Source organism: Streptomyces sp. SP18CS02 (genome assembly GCF_036322365.1).
In the GTDB taxonomy this organism is placed as follows: Bacteria; Actinomycetota; Actinomycetes; order Streptomycetales; family Streptomycetaceae; genus Streptomyces.
Map to the genome: position 1 here is coordinate 157,980 of NZ_JAQYXC010000262.1, position 17,496 is coordinate 175,475.

Annotated in this window: 13 protein-coding genes; 9 read left to right on the forward strand and 4 right to left on the reverse strand. The window is 72.4% G+C overall.

Features of this window, described 5'->3' with window-relative positions:
• Positions 1-319: 319 nt before the first annotated feature.
• Positions 320-1,153 carry a class II glutamine amidotransferase gene (locus tag PUR26_RS06495; protein ID WP_329870074.1) on the forward strand — a complete coding sequence of 278 codons (834 nt, stop codon included), beginning with the start codon at positions 320-322 and terminating at the stop codon, positions 1,151-1,153.
• A 93-nt stretch (positions 1,154-1,246) separates the two neighbouring features.
• Here PUR26_RS06495 and PUR26_RS06500 read toward each other — a convergent pair whose 3' ends face one another.
• The 4 genes from PUR26_RS06500 to PUR26_RS06515 form a co-directional block, all read right to left on the reverse strand.
• Positions 1,247-3,532 carry a discoidin domain-containing protein gene (locus PUR26_RS06500; RefSeq protein WP_329870168.1) on the reverse strand — a complete coding sequence of 762 codons (2,286 nt, stop codon included), beginning with the start codon at positions 3,530-3,532 and terminating at the stop codon, positions 1,247-1,249.
• Positions 3,533-3,777: 245 nt separating this feature from the next.
• On the reverse strand, positions 3,778-5,571 hold the full coding sequence (locus tag PUR26_RS06505) for a nickel transporter (RefSeq protein ID WP_329870169.1): 1,794 nt from the start codon (positions 5,569-5,571) through the stop codon (positions 3,778-3,780).
• 35 nt (positions 5,572-5,606) lie between these two features.
• Entirely contained in the window at positions 5,607-6,929 is a 1,323-nt protein-coding gene (locus PUR26_RS06510; protein ID WP_329870076.1) for a tetratricopeptide repeat protein, read from the reverse strand.
• A 336-nt stretch (positions 6,930-7,265) separates the two neighbouring features.
• Positions 7,266-8,813: a DUF4331 domain-containing protein gene (locus PUR26_RS06515; protein WP_329870078.1), complete on the reverse strand. Its 1,548-nt coding sequence runs from the start codon at positions 8,811-8,813 to the stop codon at positions 7,266-7,268.
• 337 nt (positions 8,814-9,150) lie between these two features.
• On the opposite strand from PUR26_RS06515, the gene PUR26_RS06520 reads away from it, so the two are divergent.
• The 8 genes from PUR26_RS06520 (at position 9,151) to PUR26_RS06555 (ending at position 17,491) form a co-directional block, all read left to right on the forward strand.
• Positions 9,151-9,717 carry an SMI1/KNR4 family protein gene (locus PUR26_RS06520; RefSeq protein WP_329870080.1) on the forward strand — a complete coding sequence of 189 codons (567 nt, stop codon included), beginning with the start codon at positions 9,151-9,153 and terminating at the stop codon, positions 9,715-9,717.
• Positions 9,718-10,393: 676 nt separating this feature from the next.
• Positions 10,394-11,620 carry a sedoheptulose 7-phosphate cyclase gene (locus PUR26_RS06525; RefSeq protein WP_329870083.1) on the forward strand — a complete coding sequence of 409 codons (1,227 nt, stop codon included), beginning with the start codon at positions 10,394-10,396 and terminating at the stop codon, positions 11,618-11,620.
• Positions 11,621-11,690: 70 nt separating this feature from the next.
• Positions 11,691-12,098 carry a cupin domain-containing protein gene (locus PUR26_RS06530; RefSeq protein ID WP_329870085.1) on the forward strand — a complete coding sequence of 136 codons (408 nt, stop codon included), beginning with the start codon at positions 11,691-11,693 and terminating at the stop codon, positions 12,096-12,098.
• Complete coding sequence (locus PUR26_RS06535) at positions 12,095-13,396, forward strand: aspartate aminotransferase family protein (RefSeq protein WP_329870087.1); 1,302 nt, start codon at positions 12,095-12,097, stop codon at positions 13,394-13,396. The genes PUR26_RS06530 and PUR26_RS06535 overlap by 4 nt, the downstream gene beginning before the upstream one ends.
• Positions 13,393-14,409: an ABC transporter ATP-binding protein gene (locus PUR26_RS06540; RefSeq protein ID WP_329870089.1), complete on the forward strand. Its 1,017-nt coding sequence runs from the start codon at positions 13,393-13,395 to the stop codon at positions 14,407-14,409. Before PUR26_RS06535 ends, PUR26_RS06540 begins: the two co-directional genes overlap by 4 nt.
• A complete protein-coding gene (locus PUR26_RS06545; RefSeq protein WP_329870091.1) occupies positions 14,406-15,221 on the forward strand; it encodes an ABC transporter permease in 816 nt (271 codons plus the stop codon). The genes PUR26_RS06540 and PUR26_RS06545 overlap by 4 nt, the downstream gene beginning before the upstream one ends.
• Complete coding sequence (locus tag PUR26_RS06550) at positions 15,218-16,024, forward strand: ABC transporter permease (RefSeq protein ID WP_329870093.1); 807 nt, start codon at positions 15,218-15,220, stop codon at positions 16,022-16,024. Before PUR26_RS06545 ends, PUR26_RS06550 begins: the two co-directional genes overlap by 4 nt.
• 3 nt (positions 16,025-16,027) lie before the next feature.
• Positions 16,028-17,491 carry a phosphotransferase gene (locus PUR26_RS06555; protein ID WP_329870096.1) on the forward strand — a complete coding sequence of 488 codons (1,464 nt, stop codon included), beginning with the start codon at positions 16,028-16,030 and terminating at the stop codon, positions 17,489-17,491.
• Positions 17,492-17,496: the final 5 nt, after the last annotated feature.

Consider the following 17,496-nt stretch of genomic DNA (forward strand, 5'->3'; position numbering starts at 1 on the left):
GCCGGGACCTCGGGCCTCCCGCGTGGCGATCACCCGGGTGGAGGAGCGAGACTGGGAGAACCGGCTCGACGGGGGCGGCGCGGTCGGCGAGCGCGTGAGGCCGCCGGCGGCGGTGGGACCCGCACGACCGACGGCGGAGGTCACCGGTGGTGCCGAGGCCACCGGGCGGGGCGGACGCTTCGGAGAGGCCGCGGGCGCACGTCCAGGCCGTACGGGAGGAACGGACGCCGGTCGACGGCCCGGTTCCCGGACCGGAGGGGTGTCGGGCAGCCGGGTTCCCGGAGAGCCGGGCGACAGAGAAGAAGGAACGTGAGTGCCCATGTGCCGTTGGCTCGCCTATTCGGGATCACCCTTGCTGCTCGACACCATCCTCTACAAGCCGGCCCACTCCCTGATCGATCAGAGCCTGCACTCCCGGATGGGCGTGGAGACGACCAACGGTGACGGGTTCGGGATCGGCTGGTACACGGAGGACACCGACACTCCGGCGATCCTCCGGGAGATCGGCCCGGCCTGGAACAACCGCAATCTCAGGGAGATCGCCGACCACGTCACATCACCCTTGTTCTTCGCCCACATCCGGGCGTCCACCGGTACGGCGGTGCAGCAGACGAACTGTCACCCCTTCCGGCACGGACGCTGGATGTGGATGCACAACGGGGCCATCGCCGATTTCCACCTGATGCGCAGGGACCTCACTCTGCTCGTGGATCCGCAGCTGTTCTCCTCCATCGAGGGCACGACGGACTCCGAGGTGATGTTCTATCTGGCGCTCACCTTCGGTCTCGACGAGGACCCGCCCGGAGCCGTGGCGCGGATGGCCGGCGCGGTGGAGCGCTGTGGCCGCGAACACGGAGTGGAGTCCCCGCTCCAGATGACGGTCGCGGTGACCGAGGGCAGGCGGGTGTGGGCCTTCCGCTACTCCAGCCAGGGCGCCTCGCGGTCGCTGTTCTACAGCAGCCGGGTGGACGCGCTGCGCAGACTGCACCCGGACATGCGGTTCCTTCAGGAGGTGTCCGAGGAGACCCGCCTCATCGTGTCCGAGCCGCTGGGCGACCTTCCCGGGGCGTGGAACGAGGTACCGGAGAGCAGTTACGGCGTCGTGCAGCCCGGCGCGGACGAGATGCGCCCCTTCACGCCGCAGCCCGTGTGACACACCGCCGGGCCATCACCGGGCGGGGCGGGCGGATTCCGCGCCGCGGCAGCTCCGCCCGGGCGGAGGCGGCCCGCGACGCGGACCCGGGGGTCAGCCGGTGTAGGCCTCCAGCTCGGAGAGCTGGCCGGCCGGCCAGCCGGTGTTGGCGGTGAAGGTGAGCCGCAGGTGGCGCACCGGGGTCCCGCCGAGGTCGATGTTCACGGTGTTCCCGCTCGCCGGATCGAAGGTGTGGGCGGCCGCCGCCTTGAGCGTGCTCCAGGAGGTGTTGTCGGTGCTGCCGGTCACACTCAGGGTCTGGGCGCGTTTCGCCCAGGCCGCCGAGGGCGGCAGCTTGAGGGTCAGGCGCCGGACCGCCTTCGCGGCTCCCAGATCGACGGTGAGGGACTGCGGGAAGGCGTTGTTCGTGCTCTCCCAGTACGTGCCGGGGTTGCCGTCGGTCGCGTTCGCACCGCCGTACACGTCCGCGTGACCCGACACGGTCACCGGGCGGCCCCTGGCGACGTTGCCCTCGTCCGTGGGCGGGTCGGTGGGCGGGTCGGTGGGGCCGCCGCCCGGTACGCCGCCGTTGGTCCACACCGGGTCCGGCCAGGTGCCGGTGCAGGCCGGCGGATCGGCGTACCAGCCGGAGTTGCCCGTGCCCTGGGTGATCCGGAAGCCACCGCCGACGCAGTTGTGGACCGGGTTGGACTGGGCGATGTGCGTGGCCTTCACGTTGGTGAAGGAAGCCGTTCCCGGTGCCTGGATCTGGAGGGCGTACGTGCCGGCCCCGTCGATACGGATGTTGTCGAAGCGCAGCCCGTTGGTGGCGCCCTCGATCAGGTGGATCGCCGCGTAGGAGCTGTCGAGGACTTCGCTGTCGGTGATGTCGATCGTGGCGTTGATCGGTTCGTTGAGCCCGCTGAACCAGATGGCGCCCACGCCGAAGCGCCAGTTGTAGTCGTTGTTCCCGGTGCGGATCAGGGTGTTGCGGGCGGCGGTGGTGACGCCGGAGACCGCGGTGCCCCGACCGGAGTTCACTCCTGGGTAGCGGTTGGCGATGTGCAGCCCGCCGCCGTTGGTGAGGGTGTCCGACATGACGTTGTCGGAGATGGTGATGTCCCTGCCGCCGTAGGTGACGATGTTGTTCGCCAGGATCGGCAGGACCACGGTGTTGAACGTGAACTTGTTCCTCACGTTCGGTACGTTCTCCGCCCACATGGCCAGGCCGTCGTCACCGGTGTTGCGGACGAACGTGTGGGTGACCGTGGAGTTCGTGACCCCGTAGTGGAAGTTCACGCCGTCGGCCGTCTGGTCCAGGATGCGGCTGTTCCTGATGGTGAAGTTGTTCATGGGGCCGTCCATCCAGGCGCCGCACTTGGTGTGCTGCATCCAGACGTTGTCGACCACGGAGTCGGACATCGCGCCGCCGATGGCGTTGACCTGGTCGTTGTCCACCCGCTCGCGGATGTCACCGATGATGGCGAAGTCCCTGAGCGTGACGTTGCTGCTGCCGCCCTGCGCGGCGTACTTGCCGTACACGCCGACCGCCTTGCCGCGGTCGACCGGGTCGCGTCCGGTGAGCACGCTGTACCAGGGCCCCGCCCCGCGCAGGGTGACCTTGTCGACGACGATGTGGTCGCGGACCTGGAACGTACCCCGGGGCAGGTAGACCTCCCTGCCCTGCACCCGGCCGGCCTCGACCGCCGCTCTGATGCCGGCCGTCGAGTCGGTGGCGCCGGAGGGGTCGGCGCCGAAGTCGCTCACGACGTCGAGTGCCCCGGCCGGCTTCGCGATCGGCGCGCCGACCTGCTCGAAGTCGGCGAGGTCGATCGTGAAGGCTGGGGAGGCGGCCGTGGAGGAGACCTGGAGCCTGACCTTGCTGCCCGCGGGCAGGGTCGACCCGAACATCGTCCGGGTCTCGTCGTAGAAGTGGTGGGGATCGGTGTCACCCGGGTTGTTGTTGAACGGATAACCGCCGTAGTACCAGCCGTACTTGGAGGTCACGGGCACGTTCTTCAGCGCGCTGCCGTTGACGCGCAGGTCGATGGCGGCATCGCGCCCGGTGCCCGACTGGTTGTCGGGGAGCGAGTAACGGAAGGTCATGGCGTTCGCGGGGGCGGTCAAGGTGAACTCGACGTACTCGCCGACCGCGTCGAGGGTGACCGCCTGGCGGCCCGAGGCCTCCGAGGGGAGCGTGCCGTAGAGCCGGTCGGGGCCGATCAGGGTGCCGTTGGTGACCGCGTACTCGGCCTCCTGCTCCTTGAAGGGGACGGTGGCGCCGCGTCCCGGCACGTTGAGCGGTGAGGGCGCCGGGACCGCCGCGGCCTGGGCCGGGGGTGCGACGGAGACGACGAGGGCGGCGGTGAGCGACGCGACGGCGGCCACGGCGAGCGCCATGGAGGCGGATATGCCGCGCCGTAACGTGTGACGCCTGAGGGGGATTGTCACAAGCACACGTCCTTACGGATACCAGGTGGTGCTGACGCGCAAAGACTAGGAGTCGACGTGCAAAGAGTCTATGAATATGCGCAACTTTCAGATGAAAGACCGAGAGCCGCACATGAGGCGAGCATGCCGACGGCCCCCGCCCTTCCGGGGGGGGCGGGGGCCGGACGGTCGACTGCCGCTTGCCGTCGTGGGATTCAGCCCAGGGCGGTCATCGTTCCCCTGAGCAGCAGTCCACAGCCGATCAGGAGTACGACGGAGGCGGTGACGAGAGGCGCCGTCCGCCGGGCCAGCGACAACAGGCGGCCCTGCGGCCGCAGGGCCAGCCGCCGGGTCGTGGTCTCCCGCAGACGGATCACCGCGAACCCCGCTGCCGTGAGCGTGAGCGCCAGCCCGGCTCCGTACGCCAGGACCAGCAGGAAGCCGAACCACGCCTGGCCGAGGGCCGCGGCGCCGACCAGGACGACGACGGCGGACGGGCTCGGGACCAGTCCACCGGCGAAGCCGAGGAGGATGACCCCGCGCAGCCCGGGGACGGGAGCGATGTGGCTGTGCGCATGGCCGTGATGGTGGCCGGGGGCATGACCGGCTCGGCGGGTGGGGGAATGGGCGGCGTGGTGGTCGTGCGCCTGGGCGGGGCCGGGCTCGTCGTGGGAGTGGGAGTGGGAGTGGGAATGGGAGTGGGAATGGGAACGGACGAGGTCGTCGTGGACGCGCCCGGCCGCTCCGTGGGAGTGGGTGTTCCCGGCCTTCTCGTGGACGTGACCGGAGGTGGTTCGGGCCGGCGCGTCTTCGCCCTGCTCGTCGCGGTGCGCGCCGGCGAGGACGGGCACCCGCTCCTCGCCGTGAGGGCGGTCCGCCTCCTCCTCGGCGTGGGAACGGGCGCGGGCATGCTCATGGGCATGCCCGTGGGAGTGTCCATGGGCATGGCCGTGACTGTGGCCGTGGCCATGGCCGTGGGGGCTGTGGCGCCGGCGCCACGCCCTGCGCAGCAGCAGTCCGCCCGCCAGCGCGACCAGGGTGCCGCTCGCGATGCCCAGCCAGGACACGACGGTGGGAGCCGCCGCCGAACCGGCGGTGATCAGGGCCCCCAGCGCGAAGACGCCCAGGGTGTGGGTGAGGGTGACGGAGGCACCGAGGGCGAGCATGTCGCGCAGCGAACCGCGGCCGCCCGCCGCGGCGGCGGCCGCCATCATCGTCTTGCCGTGCCCCGGAGCCATCGCGTGCAGGGCGCCCAGCAGCAGGGAGGCCCCGAGTGCGAGCGCCGCGAAGCCCGCCGTCAGCTCGTGCCGGGCCACCAGCCCGGTCAGCGCCTGCGCCCAGCGGTCCGCCCCGCGCGGCAGTACGCCCGGCACGGCCGAACCGTTCGTCCCGTCCTCGCCGGCGTCCAGCGCCGGCCCGCCGGGACGGACGGTGAACGAGGCCGACCGGGCGTCGGCGGGGGAGGAGAGCAGATCGTCGGGGTAGGCGGTCAGCCGTCGGGAGGCCGACTCACCGGGTACGTCCGACCCCGAGAGCGTCATCCGGTCCCCCCGCGCGGTGATCTCGCGCCACCCGGGCCCGGCGGACGTCTCCCCGGGACGGTACGAGATCCGCGTCTGTTCCCCGGCCGGGAGCGAGGCGGTCATCCCGCAGGTGACACGCAGCGTCTCCAGCCCGGCCTGCCCCGGCAGTACCTCGGCCTTCGCGCTGCCCACCGAGAGGGGGGCCGTGTCCTGCCCGCCGGTCGTGAGCCGCGCGTCCCCCGCCGCGGCGGCGCACCGGCTCCGGGCCCATGCCGCCAGTTCGGCGGGTGCCAGCCGGTCGTTCCCGTCCCCGTCGATACGGGTGCGTTCCTGGGCGGCCGGGATCTCCGCGAGGTCCTCCACGTGGTCCACGCTCAGCTTGCCCGGGGCGAGCACGAGACCGTCGTACTGGTTGACGGTGAAGTTGCCCAGGGGGTGTGCCTGCGCCGTCCCGGCCGGCAGCAGGGCCAGGGCGGCTCCCGTCATCAGCGTGGCGAGAACGCGAGCGGCGGAACGACGCCTCACGACGCACCCCCGGCCCCGGAAGGCGCGGACAGCGCGGAGCGGGCCTCGCGGGCTCCCGTGGGCGAGAAGCCCGGGTTCAGGGCGAGCGTGGCGCGCAGGGTGCCGTTCGCCGCCTTGTCGCCGAGGGCGTGCTCGATCATGCCCCGGTGGAACAGGAACGACGCGTTGCGGTAGCCGGGGGACGTGGCGGTCGCCGTCCTGGCGTACGTCAGCGCCTCCTGGTCCTTGCCGTTCACATGGAGCGCCCAGGCCAGCGCGTCCGCCGTGTGGACGCTCCGGCGGCGGGCCCACTCGGCGCGCGCCGACGTCAGCGCCTGGGCGGGCTCGCCGTGGTCGGCCTCGACGAGAGCGGACTCCAGATCCGTGGCGACACCGTTCGCGCGGGCCAGCCGGGTCCAGGTGCGGACGAGCGCGTACAGCTCCTCCGCCCGCTCGCGCCGTCCGTCCGCCTCGTGCAGCTCGGCGAGGGCGACGAGCTGCCCCGGCAGCGGGGAGCGCCGTACGACCTCTTCGAGGTCGACGACCGCGCGCCTGGTGTCGCCCAGCGCGGTGTGGGTCCGTCCTCGGCCCTCCAGTGCCGGCACGTACTCCGGCTCGGCGCGCAGCGCGGTGGCGTAATGCTCCAGGGCCTGCCGGAAGTCACCTCGGCTCCACGCCAACTGGCCCAGTGACGTGGCGACGTAGGCCATGTCGGCCGTGCCGGCCGCGGAGTCCAGTGCCCGCAGCAGCACCCGCCGGGCCCCTTCCACGTCGCCGCGCAGCTCCAGCACGTACGCGTACCGGGTGAAGACGGGGATACCGGGGCGCCGCCGGTCGGCGAGCTCCACCGCGCTCCGCGCCTCGTCGTAACGGCCCAGTTCGACGAGTGCGTCGACCCGGACGCACAGCGCCTGCTCGCTGTACGGGTTCACCCGCAGCGCCCGGTCCGCCAGGCCCAGTGCCGACGCGAAGTCGTGGCGTGCGGCGGCGAGCGCCGCCTGCCCGGCGAGCGCGGCGTCGTTGGCGTCGGCGGGGCGCAGCGTCAGCGAGAGCCCGAAGGCCTTCTCGGCCTGCGGATAGCGCGTCGGGTCACCGCTGGTGCGGGCCTGTTCCACATACGCCGCCCCCAGCGTCGCCCAGCCGCCGGCGTCCTTGGGCTGGGCCTTGAGGTGCTTCTGCAGATCCGCGATCCCGCGGGCGAGGTCGTCCGTGGCCAGCCGCTCGACGGGAACGCCCGCCGCGAGCGCGGGCGCGGACCGGGCGGCCCGGTCCTGAGCACCGCCGCTGCCGGACGCCACCGAGGTGGCGGTCAACGCCACGGCCACGGCCGCGACCGCCACGAACCGCCACCGCCTCGGCTGATGCCCTCGCTCACGCTCTCGCGCGAACTGCGGTTTCCATACGAGCATCGGTGTCGCCTCTCTGGGACGTGCGGGTCGGACGGCCCGGCGGCGGGGGGAATCGGTTGACACCGCCGGGCCGTGTCTGAGGGGTGCGCCGGCCGTACGGCCGGTCGCTGGACGGGCCGGAGGCCCGAGGGCCTGGCCACCGGACGCTGTCGGTATCGCCCGATCCGGAGGCCGGCCCAGGGCCGGGTCCGCGAAGTTCCGTCCGGGACGCGGCGCCCACCGCCCCGTGGGCGGTCGGCGCCGCTGCGCGGACCCTTTCCGGGTGGCTCAGCCGAGCCAGGACCCGCTGTCGGACCTGCGACGGGCGCGGAGCCACGCCGTTCCCAGGCCGACCAGCAGCACGCACCCGGCGCCGGACGCGGCCGAGACGAGCATCACCGTGTCGTCGTCCCAGGCGGCGGTGATCGAGGAGAGCCCGCCGTTCAGCCCGGTGGCACCCGACTTGGTCGCGGCGGCGGCCGCCTTGGTGTCGGAGCCGGCGGTGGGCAGGGCGACATACGGGAAGGTGCCGCCGAACTCCTTGTCGTTGGCGTCGACCGCGTCACCCAGGTCGTTCTTGGTGCCGACGAGCTCGCCCTCGACGGCCTGCAGCGCGATGTCGAGCACGTCGTCCGTCAGCCGTCGGCCGTTGGGGAAACCGGCGTTGTCGCCGTCCAGCACGCCCAGCCGCTTCGGTTCCGCCGTCGGCTTGATGGAGGTGTTCAGGCGCAGCATCTCCGACGGCTTGCCGCCCGGGGGCTGGTTGAGGTCCTTGACCCCGGTCAGGAACACCGAGACGAGGTCGTCGCGCGGCTCGGCCGGAGCCTTGATCTTGTAGATCCCCTCGATGAGCTTGGGCAGCTCCGGTTCGGTGACGTTCTTCAGGAAGTCCCCGTCGTTCTCGGGCGAGGACGCGTTGAACTTGTCCTTGTCCCCGACCGGATTGACGACCTCGTTGACCAGTGGCATACCGAGCCGTGACACCCGCGTCCACTCGCCCTGGGCGTTCTTGCGCTCCGTCGTCGCGTAGACCCCGACGACCGGCTGCTTCTCGGACTCGCGGAGGTACGAGCTCGGTACCTGCAAGGCGATCGTGTTGACGTTGTAGCCCTTGAGCGTGTCGTTGCCGACCTCCGACAGGTCCCCGCCGTAGAGGAGGTCGAAGACGCGCAGGTCCAGGAAGAAGGGGTCGTCGGCCTGGCCGGCGAACGCCTTGAGGCCGCCGGAGACCTCCCGTACCGCCTGGTCCCGCAGCTTCTGGTAGTCGGGCATCGACGCCTTGCCGACGTTCGACGGAGCCACCGGCAGATCACTGGCGAGTTCGTGGCGCGAGGCGACCTTGCCGTGCTTCAGCCGCAGCAGCTCGATGTCGTAGGACTGGGTGAAGTTGAGGTCCGGATCGTCCAGGCTCTCCACGGCGCCCGTGTTGTAGAGGAAGGTGCGGTCGTTCTTGCGGTGGTCCTTGAACGTGAACCGGTACAGCAGGTCGTCCTGGGCGTCACCGTCGCTGTCGATGTGGATGTCGTAGCGCGCGTCCTCGGCGAACGCGTAGAAGTTCGGTCCGCCGCCGGGCTCCTGGAACGGCAGCCAGTTCGCCACCAGGGTCGTCGAGTCGGGGTGATCGGGGCTGACGAACGCGTACACGTCCGTGTTGTCGAACTGGGGCTGCCCCGAGATCAGGGGTGCTTCCCGGTGGCTCGCGGCGGCCGCCGTCCGCGGCTGGAGCATGCCCGCGCCGGCCGCCGCGAGCCCCCCGGCGGCCAGCGCACCGCAGGCGAGCAGAGCGACACTCCCACGCCTCCGCCGAGTCCGCCCGCTGCTGGTGTGTGCTGTCATCTGGTCCGTCCTTCGTCCGTCATCGCGTCCGTTCCGGCTTGCTTGTACGTCCAGTACGTGCGCGGCCGCCGTCTTGTTCGGAACCGATCACGACGAGATCGACGGCATGGCTCGCGCCGGGCTCCGGCGGGGCGGCCCGGGAAGGGAGCTTTCCGGGCCGCGCGGATGAGGTCTCCGCGCAGGTCGGAGCCCGATCACAAGGTCCGTCCGGTGGCCGGGTGCGCCTGCGGAAAACGGGAGGTATCGCTCCCCCCGGGCGGACGGGAACGCGTCGAGGATCCGTACGCCCGGTACGCGGCGCGGGCGTTGTCACAGCCGGCTGGTATCCGTTGGCGGTGTGAAGACCGAACATGCTTGCCCTGATGACCTCGCCGCACTGCGCGCGGCCTTCGACGGGGACGATCGCGGCGGCGCCTCGCCGGCGGGCTGGGACGCCGTGCGCGCGTACGAGGCGCACCACGGGATCGTCCTCCCCGAGCCGTACCGGACGTTCGTCGCCGAGGTGGCCGACGGCTGCGCCGCCGGACCACCGGTCCACGGCCTCGTACCGCTGGCCGAACCGCCGTCGGACCGGGGGGACGGCGGACCGGTGCGTGACCTCGGGCGGCCCTTCCCGCTGACGGAGGCATGGCTGTGGGAGGAGGACGATGACGAGCCGTCCGGGGAGACCCGTGCCGTCCTCGACCAGGTCTTCGGCCACGGGTCCATCGTGCTGGGGACGGACGGGTGCGGGATGGACTGGCACCTGATCGTGACCGGGGCCCACCGTGGGCACGTGTGGAACATCAGCGGTGAGGGCGCGATGCCGTTCGGTGCGGAGTTCGGGTTCACCACCGGCGCCCCCGGGTTCGCCGGATGGGTCGGGCACTGGGCCGCCGACACACCGTGGTTCGACGCGGAATGAGGCGCCGGGGGTGCGGGGCGCAGGGGGTGCGGGGCGTCGTCCCCCTCCGTCCGCGCGGCTCCGGGACGCCCGGCCTCTGATGGCGGAGACCGCCCGGCCCCGGAGACCGCCCGGCCCCGGAGTCCGCGCGCCGGAGGCCCCCCGGGCGAGCCCCCCGGCCCGCCGAACCCGGCGGCCGGCCACCGGAGCCCGCCGGGAGCCCCTTTCCTCCTCGCTCCCGCGAGCCCCGCGCCGGATCCCGCGGCCGGCTCCCGGGGGCCCCCGATGGTCCCGTCGGATCGACGTCCGGCCTCCAAGGGGCGGGCGGTGTCCGGTTCGTGTGGCGATCATGACTGGTTCGCGCCGGCGTATGGCGCACGCGCGGGCCGCGGGTGCATGGTGGGCCGTGGCCGTGGCCGTGGCCGTGGCCGTGGCCGGGACGGGGTCGGTCGGCGCCCGCTCGGGGATCCTCTCCCTCCCTCGGGAGACGCCGCGGTGGCCAGGTCGAGGTGCCCGGCCGGGCGTGCGCCGGTCGGGCATATGCCCGATGGTTTCACCGTGTTCGCACGCGCTGCAAGTGCTTGCAGAAACTTTCTCGAACTCCTTGCCGCCTGGCTCGATCAGCTGTTTGACTCTGCTCCCGTTACCGCGGTTGACGGTCAGTCCGGTGCAGAAACCGGCCGATCCGAGGAGTGACGTGACGGCGCATGCAGCAGTGGTCGAGCCCGGTGTCCGAGGCGACGACGGGGGTTTCACGCTCCTTGCCCCCGAGGGGACTTCGTACCGCGTCGACATCGCGAGCGAGGTGCTCGCCCCGGACAACCCACTGCTGGCCGAGTACTGCGAGGGGCGCAAGGTGGTCGCCTTCCTCGGGCCGACCGTCGACCGGCTCCACGGGGAGCGGCTGCGCCGCTACCTCACCGCCCGGCTCGCCCCGGGCAGCTGGGACATGGTGGTGATCGGCGGCGGCGAGGAACACAAGACCATGGAGTCGGTCGAGGAGATCTGCGCCCGGGCCAAGGCCGCCGGGCTGGACCGGCGCGGGGTGATGCTGGCCGTCGGGGGCGGCGTCACCTGCGATCTCGTGGGCTTCGCGGCGGCGATCTACTGCCGGGGCGTCCGCTACATCAAGGTCAACACCACGCTCGTCGGCCAGGTCGATGTCGGCGTCGGCGTCAAGACCGGCGTCAACGCCCTCGGCACCAAGAACATGCTCGGGTCGTACCACCCGGCGCACGCCTCGATCAACGACCCCTCGTTCCTGCGGACCCTGCCGGAACGTCAGATCAGGTGCGGGCTCGGCGAGATAGCCAAAATGGCGGTCATCAAGGACGCCCGGCTCTTCGGCGCGCTGGAGGAGTGCCCCGACGTCTTCCGCCGGCCCTGCCCCGACCCGTCCTGGCTGCCCACCGCGGAGCACGGCGGTCGCGGCCTGGAGGACTATGTGCTGCGCACGTCCATGGAGCTCATGATGGAGGAGCTGTGCCCGAACCTCCGCGAGCACGACCTGGCCCGGCTGGTCGACTTCGGGCACACCTTCGGCCCGGTGATCGAGACGGCCAGCGACTACCGGATCGCACACGGCGAATCGGTCGCCATAGACATGGCCATCTCCACCCAACTCGCCCGCGTGCTCGGTCTGATCGGTGCCGAGGACTGCGAGCGCGTCGTCCGCCTGATCACCGCCCTCGGCCTTCCGGTGCACGACGCTACGACCTGCACCCCCGAACTGATGCTCCAGGCGCTGCGGGCCGCCTGGGAGCGGCGCGGACGCCGGCTGCACCTGGTGGTGCCCGACGGGATCGGCTCGGCGGTCTTCGTGGACGACCTGGAGGACATCCCGGCCGGCGCCCTGGCGGAGGCGCTGGGCGCGCTCGCCGCCCGTTCCGGCGGCCTCCCGGGCCCGCTCGCCGTCGCCCACTGACCCCTGACGCCGACCGCCGAGGCCGACCGCCGACGCCGACCGCCCCGCCCCAGACAGGAGCCGCACCGAGATGAGCCACGCCGAACCGCCGGTGGACCGGCGCCCGACGCGTCCCCGGATCTCCAACCTGCACGAAGGGCTGTTCCGGGAGGTGATCGCCGACCACGGTGGAGAGGGCGCGATCCTGGCGCACCGGGCCTACCGCCGCGAGGACGGGCCGGCCGGTATCGCCTTCATCGACCTGGTGGTGCTGCCCCCGGGCACCTCCATCGGCCGCCACCGCCACGCCGACGACCAGGAGACCTACGTCATCCTCTCGGGGCGGGGGCGGATGACCCTGGACGGCGAGGAGTTCGAGGTCCGCGCCGGGGACGTGATCCCCAACCGCCCGTACGGCGAACACGGCCTGGCCAACGATTCCGAGGGCGAGCTCCAGCTGCTGGTCTTCGAGGCCGGACCGCTGGGCGGCAGCCGGTGACCGGCCCCCGCCAGCTCGCCCGGCTGGAGCAGGAGGCCGCCCACCTGGCCCCGGGCGCCTCGGAGGAGTCCGCGCTGGGCCGCCGGGTGTTCGTGGAGGGCCGCGGCGCGGTCCTCACCGACCTGGACGGCAACCAGTACATCGACCTCGCGGCCGGCACGCTCACCCAGTCACTCGGCCACTGCCACCCCGAGGTCGTCGACGCGCTCACCCGGCAGGCCACCCGGCTCTGGAACGTCCACGACTTCGCCACCGCCGACCGGGCCGCGCTGTGCGAGCTGCTCGCGCGGCTGCTCCCGGAGGAGCTCGACACCTACGGCTTCTTCTCCACCGGCGCCGAGGTCGTCGAGGCCGCCCTGCGCACCGTCCAGGCCGTCGCCGAACCCGGACGCAACCGGATCGGCGCCCTGCGCCACGGCTTCCACGGCAAGACCCAGGGCGCGAGGATGCTCGTGCACTGGGACATCGGCAACCAGGCCTTCGCCGGGAACAGCATCCTCGGCTACTCGCCGTACTGCTACCGCTGCCCGCTCGACCTGGAGTACCCCTCCTGCGGGGTGCGCTGCGCGACGCTGGTCCGGCGGCACATCGCGGAGAAGCCCCATGTGTCGGCGCTGGTCTTCGAACCGGTGCTGGGCGCGGCCGGGGTCATCGTGCCGCCTCCCGGCTACTGGGAGCAGATCGCCGACACCTGCCGCGAGAACGGCGTGCTGCTGGTCGCCGACGAGGTGCTCACCGGCGGCGGGCGCACCGGGACCTTCCTGGCCGGCGAGCAGTTCGGCATCGAGCCGGACCTGGTGGCGCTCTCCAAGGGCATGGCCAACGGCTTCCCGTTCGCGGTGCTGGCAGGCCGCTCCTCCGTGCTGCGCCACCCCCGTGCCGCGCAGGCCGGCTCGACCGCGTCGACCTATGCCAACAACCCGCTGGGCATCGCCGCGGCGCGGGCCACCCTGGAGGTGGTGGCCCGCGACACCCTGATCGAACAGGTCCGCACCCTCGGCGAGCTGCTGGACGAACGGCTGGCCGAACTGCGAGCCCGCTTCGACGTGCTGGGCGACGTCCGGGGACTGGGCATGCTGCACGGCCTGGAGTTCGTCCGCAGCCGGAGCACCCGCGAGCCCGCCCCCGAGATCGCCCGCGCGGTGTACCTCGCCGCCCTCGATCTCGGCCTGCGGACCTCGATCGGCGGCCACATCATCCGGCTCGCCCCGCCGTTCACCATCGACCGGGCCCTCCTGGAGGAGGGCGTCGGTCTGCTCGGCCGCGCCCTGGAACGCGTCACGGAGGCCGCGCGGTGATCGTCGCCGAGAACCTGGTGAAGGAGTTCAAGGTCTACCGGCGCCGGCCCGGCCTGCTCGGCAGTCTTGGCACGCTGTTCAGCCGCGAGCACCGCCTCGTCCGCGCCGTCTCCGGTGTGTCCTTCGAGATCCCGGCCGGGGGCAAGGCCGCCTACATCGGCGCCAACGGCGCCGGGAAGTCCACCACCGTCAAGATGCTCACGGGCATCATGCGCCCGACCTCCGGCCGCTGCCTGGTGTCGGGGCTGGAGCCGTACCGGGAGCGGCGGCGCAACGCGGCCAACATCGGTGTGGTCTTCGGCCAGCGCAGCCAGCTCTGGTGGGACCTGCCGGTGCCCGACTCCTTCCGTATCCTGCGGCGCATCCACGAGGTCCCCGACCCGGTGTACCGGCGCAACATGGCGCTGTACCGCGAGCTGCTCGACCTCGACGCCCTCGGCACCACCCCGGTACGGCAGCTGAGCCTGGGCCAGCGGATGCGCGCCGAGGTGGCGGCCAGCCTGCTGCACGACCCGGCGGTGGTGTTCCTGGACGAGCCGACCGTCGGACTCGACCTGGTGCTGAAGGAGGCCGTCCGCGAACTGATCAACCACGTCAACGCGGAGCTCGGCACCACCATCATGCTCACCAGCCATGACATCGGCGACATCACGGCCATCTGCGACCAGGTCCTCGTGGTCAACCGGGGCGAGGTCGTGCACCAGGGCACCATGCGCGAGCTCCTGCGGACCGCCGACACCCGTGCCGTCGTCTTCGAGTACCAGGGCGAGCCGTCCCCGGAGCAGGCGATCACCCTGATCGAAGGACACCTCGAAGGGGCATCGGCCCGGCCCGTCGAGGGCGGGCGGATCACGGTGGACTACCCGGCACGGCGCTGGTCCGCCCGGCAGGTGATGGGCTTCCTCCTGGAGCACTTCGAACTCACCGACTGCGTCGCCCCGGAGCCGGACCTGGAGACGGTGCTGCGCCGGATCTACACCGGCCCGGACCGGACGCCGGAGGCGCTGGTATGACACCCGTCGCCGCCCTGCGCCGGTACACCCCGTTCGCCGTGGGCAGCCTGCAGAGCCTGCTCCAGTACCGCTCGACGTTCCTGATCAACGCCGTCACCGCGGCCACCGCCGTCGGCCTGCAGATCTTCCTGTGGCGCGCGGTGTACGCGGGCCGCACCGGCGGTCCGCCCGGTGGCTACGAGCTGCCCGAGCTGACCACGTACGTGCTGCTGGCCCAGGTGCTCGCGCTGCTCCAGGCCAACCGGGTGGACGAGGAGGTGGCGGGGGAGGTCCAGCGGGGGGACATCGCCGTCTCGCTCCTGCGCCCCGTCAACTACCCGCTCTCCCGGTTCGCCGCCGGGCTGCCGGTCTCGCTCGTGAACGCCGTGCTGGTCGCCCTGCCGGTGCTGCTGCTGTACGCGCTGCTGCTGCCGCTCACCGTGCCGAGCGGGGCGGGCGCCGCGCTGTTCGCGCTCTCCGCCGGGTTCTCCCTGGTCATCGGCTTCGGAGTGAATCTGCTGGTCGGCCTGGCCGGATTCCTCACCACCAACATCTGGGGCATCCGGATCGTCAAGGACAGCGTCGTCGCGTTCTTCTCGGGCCAGGTCGTCCCACTCGCCCTCATGCCGGGCCCGCTGGCCGCCATCGCGAACGCCCTGCCCTTCCAGGGACTGATCGACGGCCCGCTGCGGCTCCTGCTCGGCCACTACGACGGCCCGGCCGACGCCCTCGGGATCCTGGCCCGCCAAGCCGCCTGGGCCGGTGTCCTGGCCGCCCTGGCCGCCCTCGCCTGGCGTCGCGCCGTCCGGCACGTGGAGGTGCTCGGCGGATGAGACCCTTCACCACCGCGGCCCGCTACACCCGGCTCACCTGGCACCTGAGCGCCGTCAGCCTGCACCGGCTGACGGAGTACCGGATGGACTTCGTCCTCGGCGCCGGCGGACTGCTGCTGAGAGTCGTCTGCCAGGTCGCCGTCATCGGCATGGTCTTCCAGCAGGTCCCCGTCATCGCGGGCTGGAACTACCACCAAGTGCTGTTCCTGCTCGGCTTCTCGCTGCTCCCGCGCGGTCTGGACCGGCTCTTCACCGACCAGCTGTGGATCCTCGCCAGGAAACTGGTCCAGTCCGGCGAGTTCTTCCGGTACCTGATCCGCCCGGTCCACCCGCTGTTCTCCCTGCTCTCCGAGCGCTTCCTGTACCCGGACGGCTTCGGCGAACTGATCACCGGAATCGCCCTCACCTGGTACGCGGCGGAGAGCCTGGACCTCGATCCCACCGCCGGCCAACTGCTCCTCGCCCCGCTGCTCGTGCTCTGCGGGGCCCTGATCCTCGCCGCGATCAAGACCGTGTTCGCCGCACTCGCCTTCTGGACCACCAGCAGCTTCCCGGCGCTCTATGCGGCCAACCAGCTCGGCGACTTCTCCGGCTACCCCCTCGACCTGTACCACCCGTCCCTGCGGTGGCTGCTGACCTGGCTGCTGCCGTACGCCTTCACCGCCTACGTCCCCGCGTCCTACCTGCTCTTCGGGCACACCCACATGCTGCCCTGGCTGCTGCTGGTGACCGCCGCGCTGGTGACGCTCGCCCTGGTGGTCTGGCACCGGGGCGTCGACCGCTACGAGATGACCGGGAGCTGAACCTTGGAAACCCTGCTGCTCGGCAGCCCCCCGCCGGCCACGGTCGAACTGCTCCGTCAGGCCCCCTGGATGGACGAGACCGGCCGACGGGCCGCCCACTTCGAACTCCTCGACCAGGCCACCCTGGGATCCGTCCGCCTGCTCGTCGTCGCCTCCGCCGGGGAGACGGCCGGCCGCTGGTTCGTCCCCGTCCTCGACGCCGACCCCGGCCGGTCCGCCGACCGCACCGCCGCGTACGACCGGCTCGTCGTACGGGCGCTGCGGGACGGACTGCGCCTGCCCACCCGGGGCGGCAACGTGATCGAGTTCCGGGGTGACCCCGCCGCCTACCGGGCCCAGCTGCCCTTCGAGCCCGGCTGGTCCTCCAACGCCCTGTCGCTGCTCGACCTGGGCGGCGCCCCGCACGCCCACAAGACGTACCGGCGGATCGGCGCCGACGCCCGGGAACCCGAACTCCTGCGGCTCATGGCCGGCTCCGGCCACACCCAGGAGCCGGTCGGCGACTACACCTACGTGGACACCGCCACCGGCCGCCGGGAGCCCCTCGGCGTGCTCTACCGCTACGCCGACGGCGAGGGCCTCAACGTCCCGCTGCGCGTCGGCATACGGGCCCTGTGGCCGCTGCTGCACGCCGGAGCCGACCCGCGGGCCGCGGTCACCGAGTCCCAGCGAACCCTCACGGCACCGCTCGCCGAGGCGGGACGGTTCCTGCGCGACTTCCACCGCGAGCTGGCCGAACGGCTGGGCCCGCACCCCGACTTCCCCGCCGACGGCTTCCTCGCCGAGGCGGCCGAAGGGGTCGCCGCGCTGCGCCCGTCGATCCTGGACGACTGCCGCTTCCCCGCGCCCGTCCGGCACGCCGCCGTCGGCGGACTGGAACGTGAGCTGGCGCTCATCGCGGCCCTGCCGCCCGAGCCCTGGCCGACCGGCCCCTGCCACGGCGACCTGCACCTGTCCCACCTGCTGCGCCACGAGAACACCGACGGCAGCTGGAAGCTGTGCGTCATCGACCTCTCCACCCCGCCCTCGGACCCGGCCGACCCCTCCACCGCCCAGTCCCCGTGGCAGGACCTGGCGGCCCTGCGGCGCGGCCTGGAGATCTTCACCGCCGACGAGTTCGCCGACGAGGCGGCGGGGTTCCTCGGCATGGACCCCGACGACACCTGCCGCGCGGCGCTGCTCCAGGCCGCCGGCGCGGCGCCCGACACCCCCGGCTGGACACCCCGCCGCCTGGCCGCGCTGTCCCGGCTGCGGTCCGCCGCCGGGCTCTGGGCGGCCCGCACCGGAGAGCTGCTCACCGGTGGCCGGCAACTGACCGGCCACCCCGCCTGGCGGCTGTTCCGGCTGCGCCGGCTCCTCCACGAGCTCGACTACGCCTACGCCCACGACCGCGCCTACCACGCGGCGATCAACCTGCGGCACGCCGTGGAGGCCGACGGCCTGCCGGCCACCACGGCGAAGGACTGACGCCC

Excerpts from the sequence above, each read along its gene's own strand:
- PUR26_RS06550 (WP_329870093.1), top strand. The coding sequence starts at position 15,218 with ATGAGACCCTTCACCACCGCGGCCCGCTACACCCGGCTCACCTGGCAC.
- PUR26_RS06505 (WP_329870169.1), bottom strand. The coding sequence starts at position 5,571 with ATGACGGGAGCCGCCCTGGCCCTGCTGCCGGCCGGGACGGCGCAGGCA.
- PUR26_RS06500 (WP_329870168.1), bottom strand. The coding sequence starts at position 3,532 with ATGGCGCTCGCCGTGGCCGCCGTCGCGTCGCTCACCGCCGCCCTCGTC.
- PUR26_RS06545 (WP_329870091.1), top strand. The coding sequence starts at position 14,406 with ATGACACCCGTCGCCGCCCTGCGCCGGTACACCCCGTTCGCCGTGGGC.
- PUR26_RS06495 (WP_329870074.1), top strand. The coding sequence starts at position 320 with ATGTGCCGTTGGCTCGCCTATTCGGGATCACCCTTGCTGCTCGACACC.
- PUR26_RS06530 (WP_329870085.1), top strand. The coding sequence starts at position 11,691 with ATGAGCCACGCCGAACCGCCGGTGGACCGGCGCCCGACGCGTCCCCGG.
- PUR26_RS06515 (WP_329870078.1), bottom strand. The coding sequence starts at position 8,813 with ATGACAGCACACACCAGCAGCGGGCGGACTCGGCGGAGGCGTGGGAGT.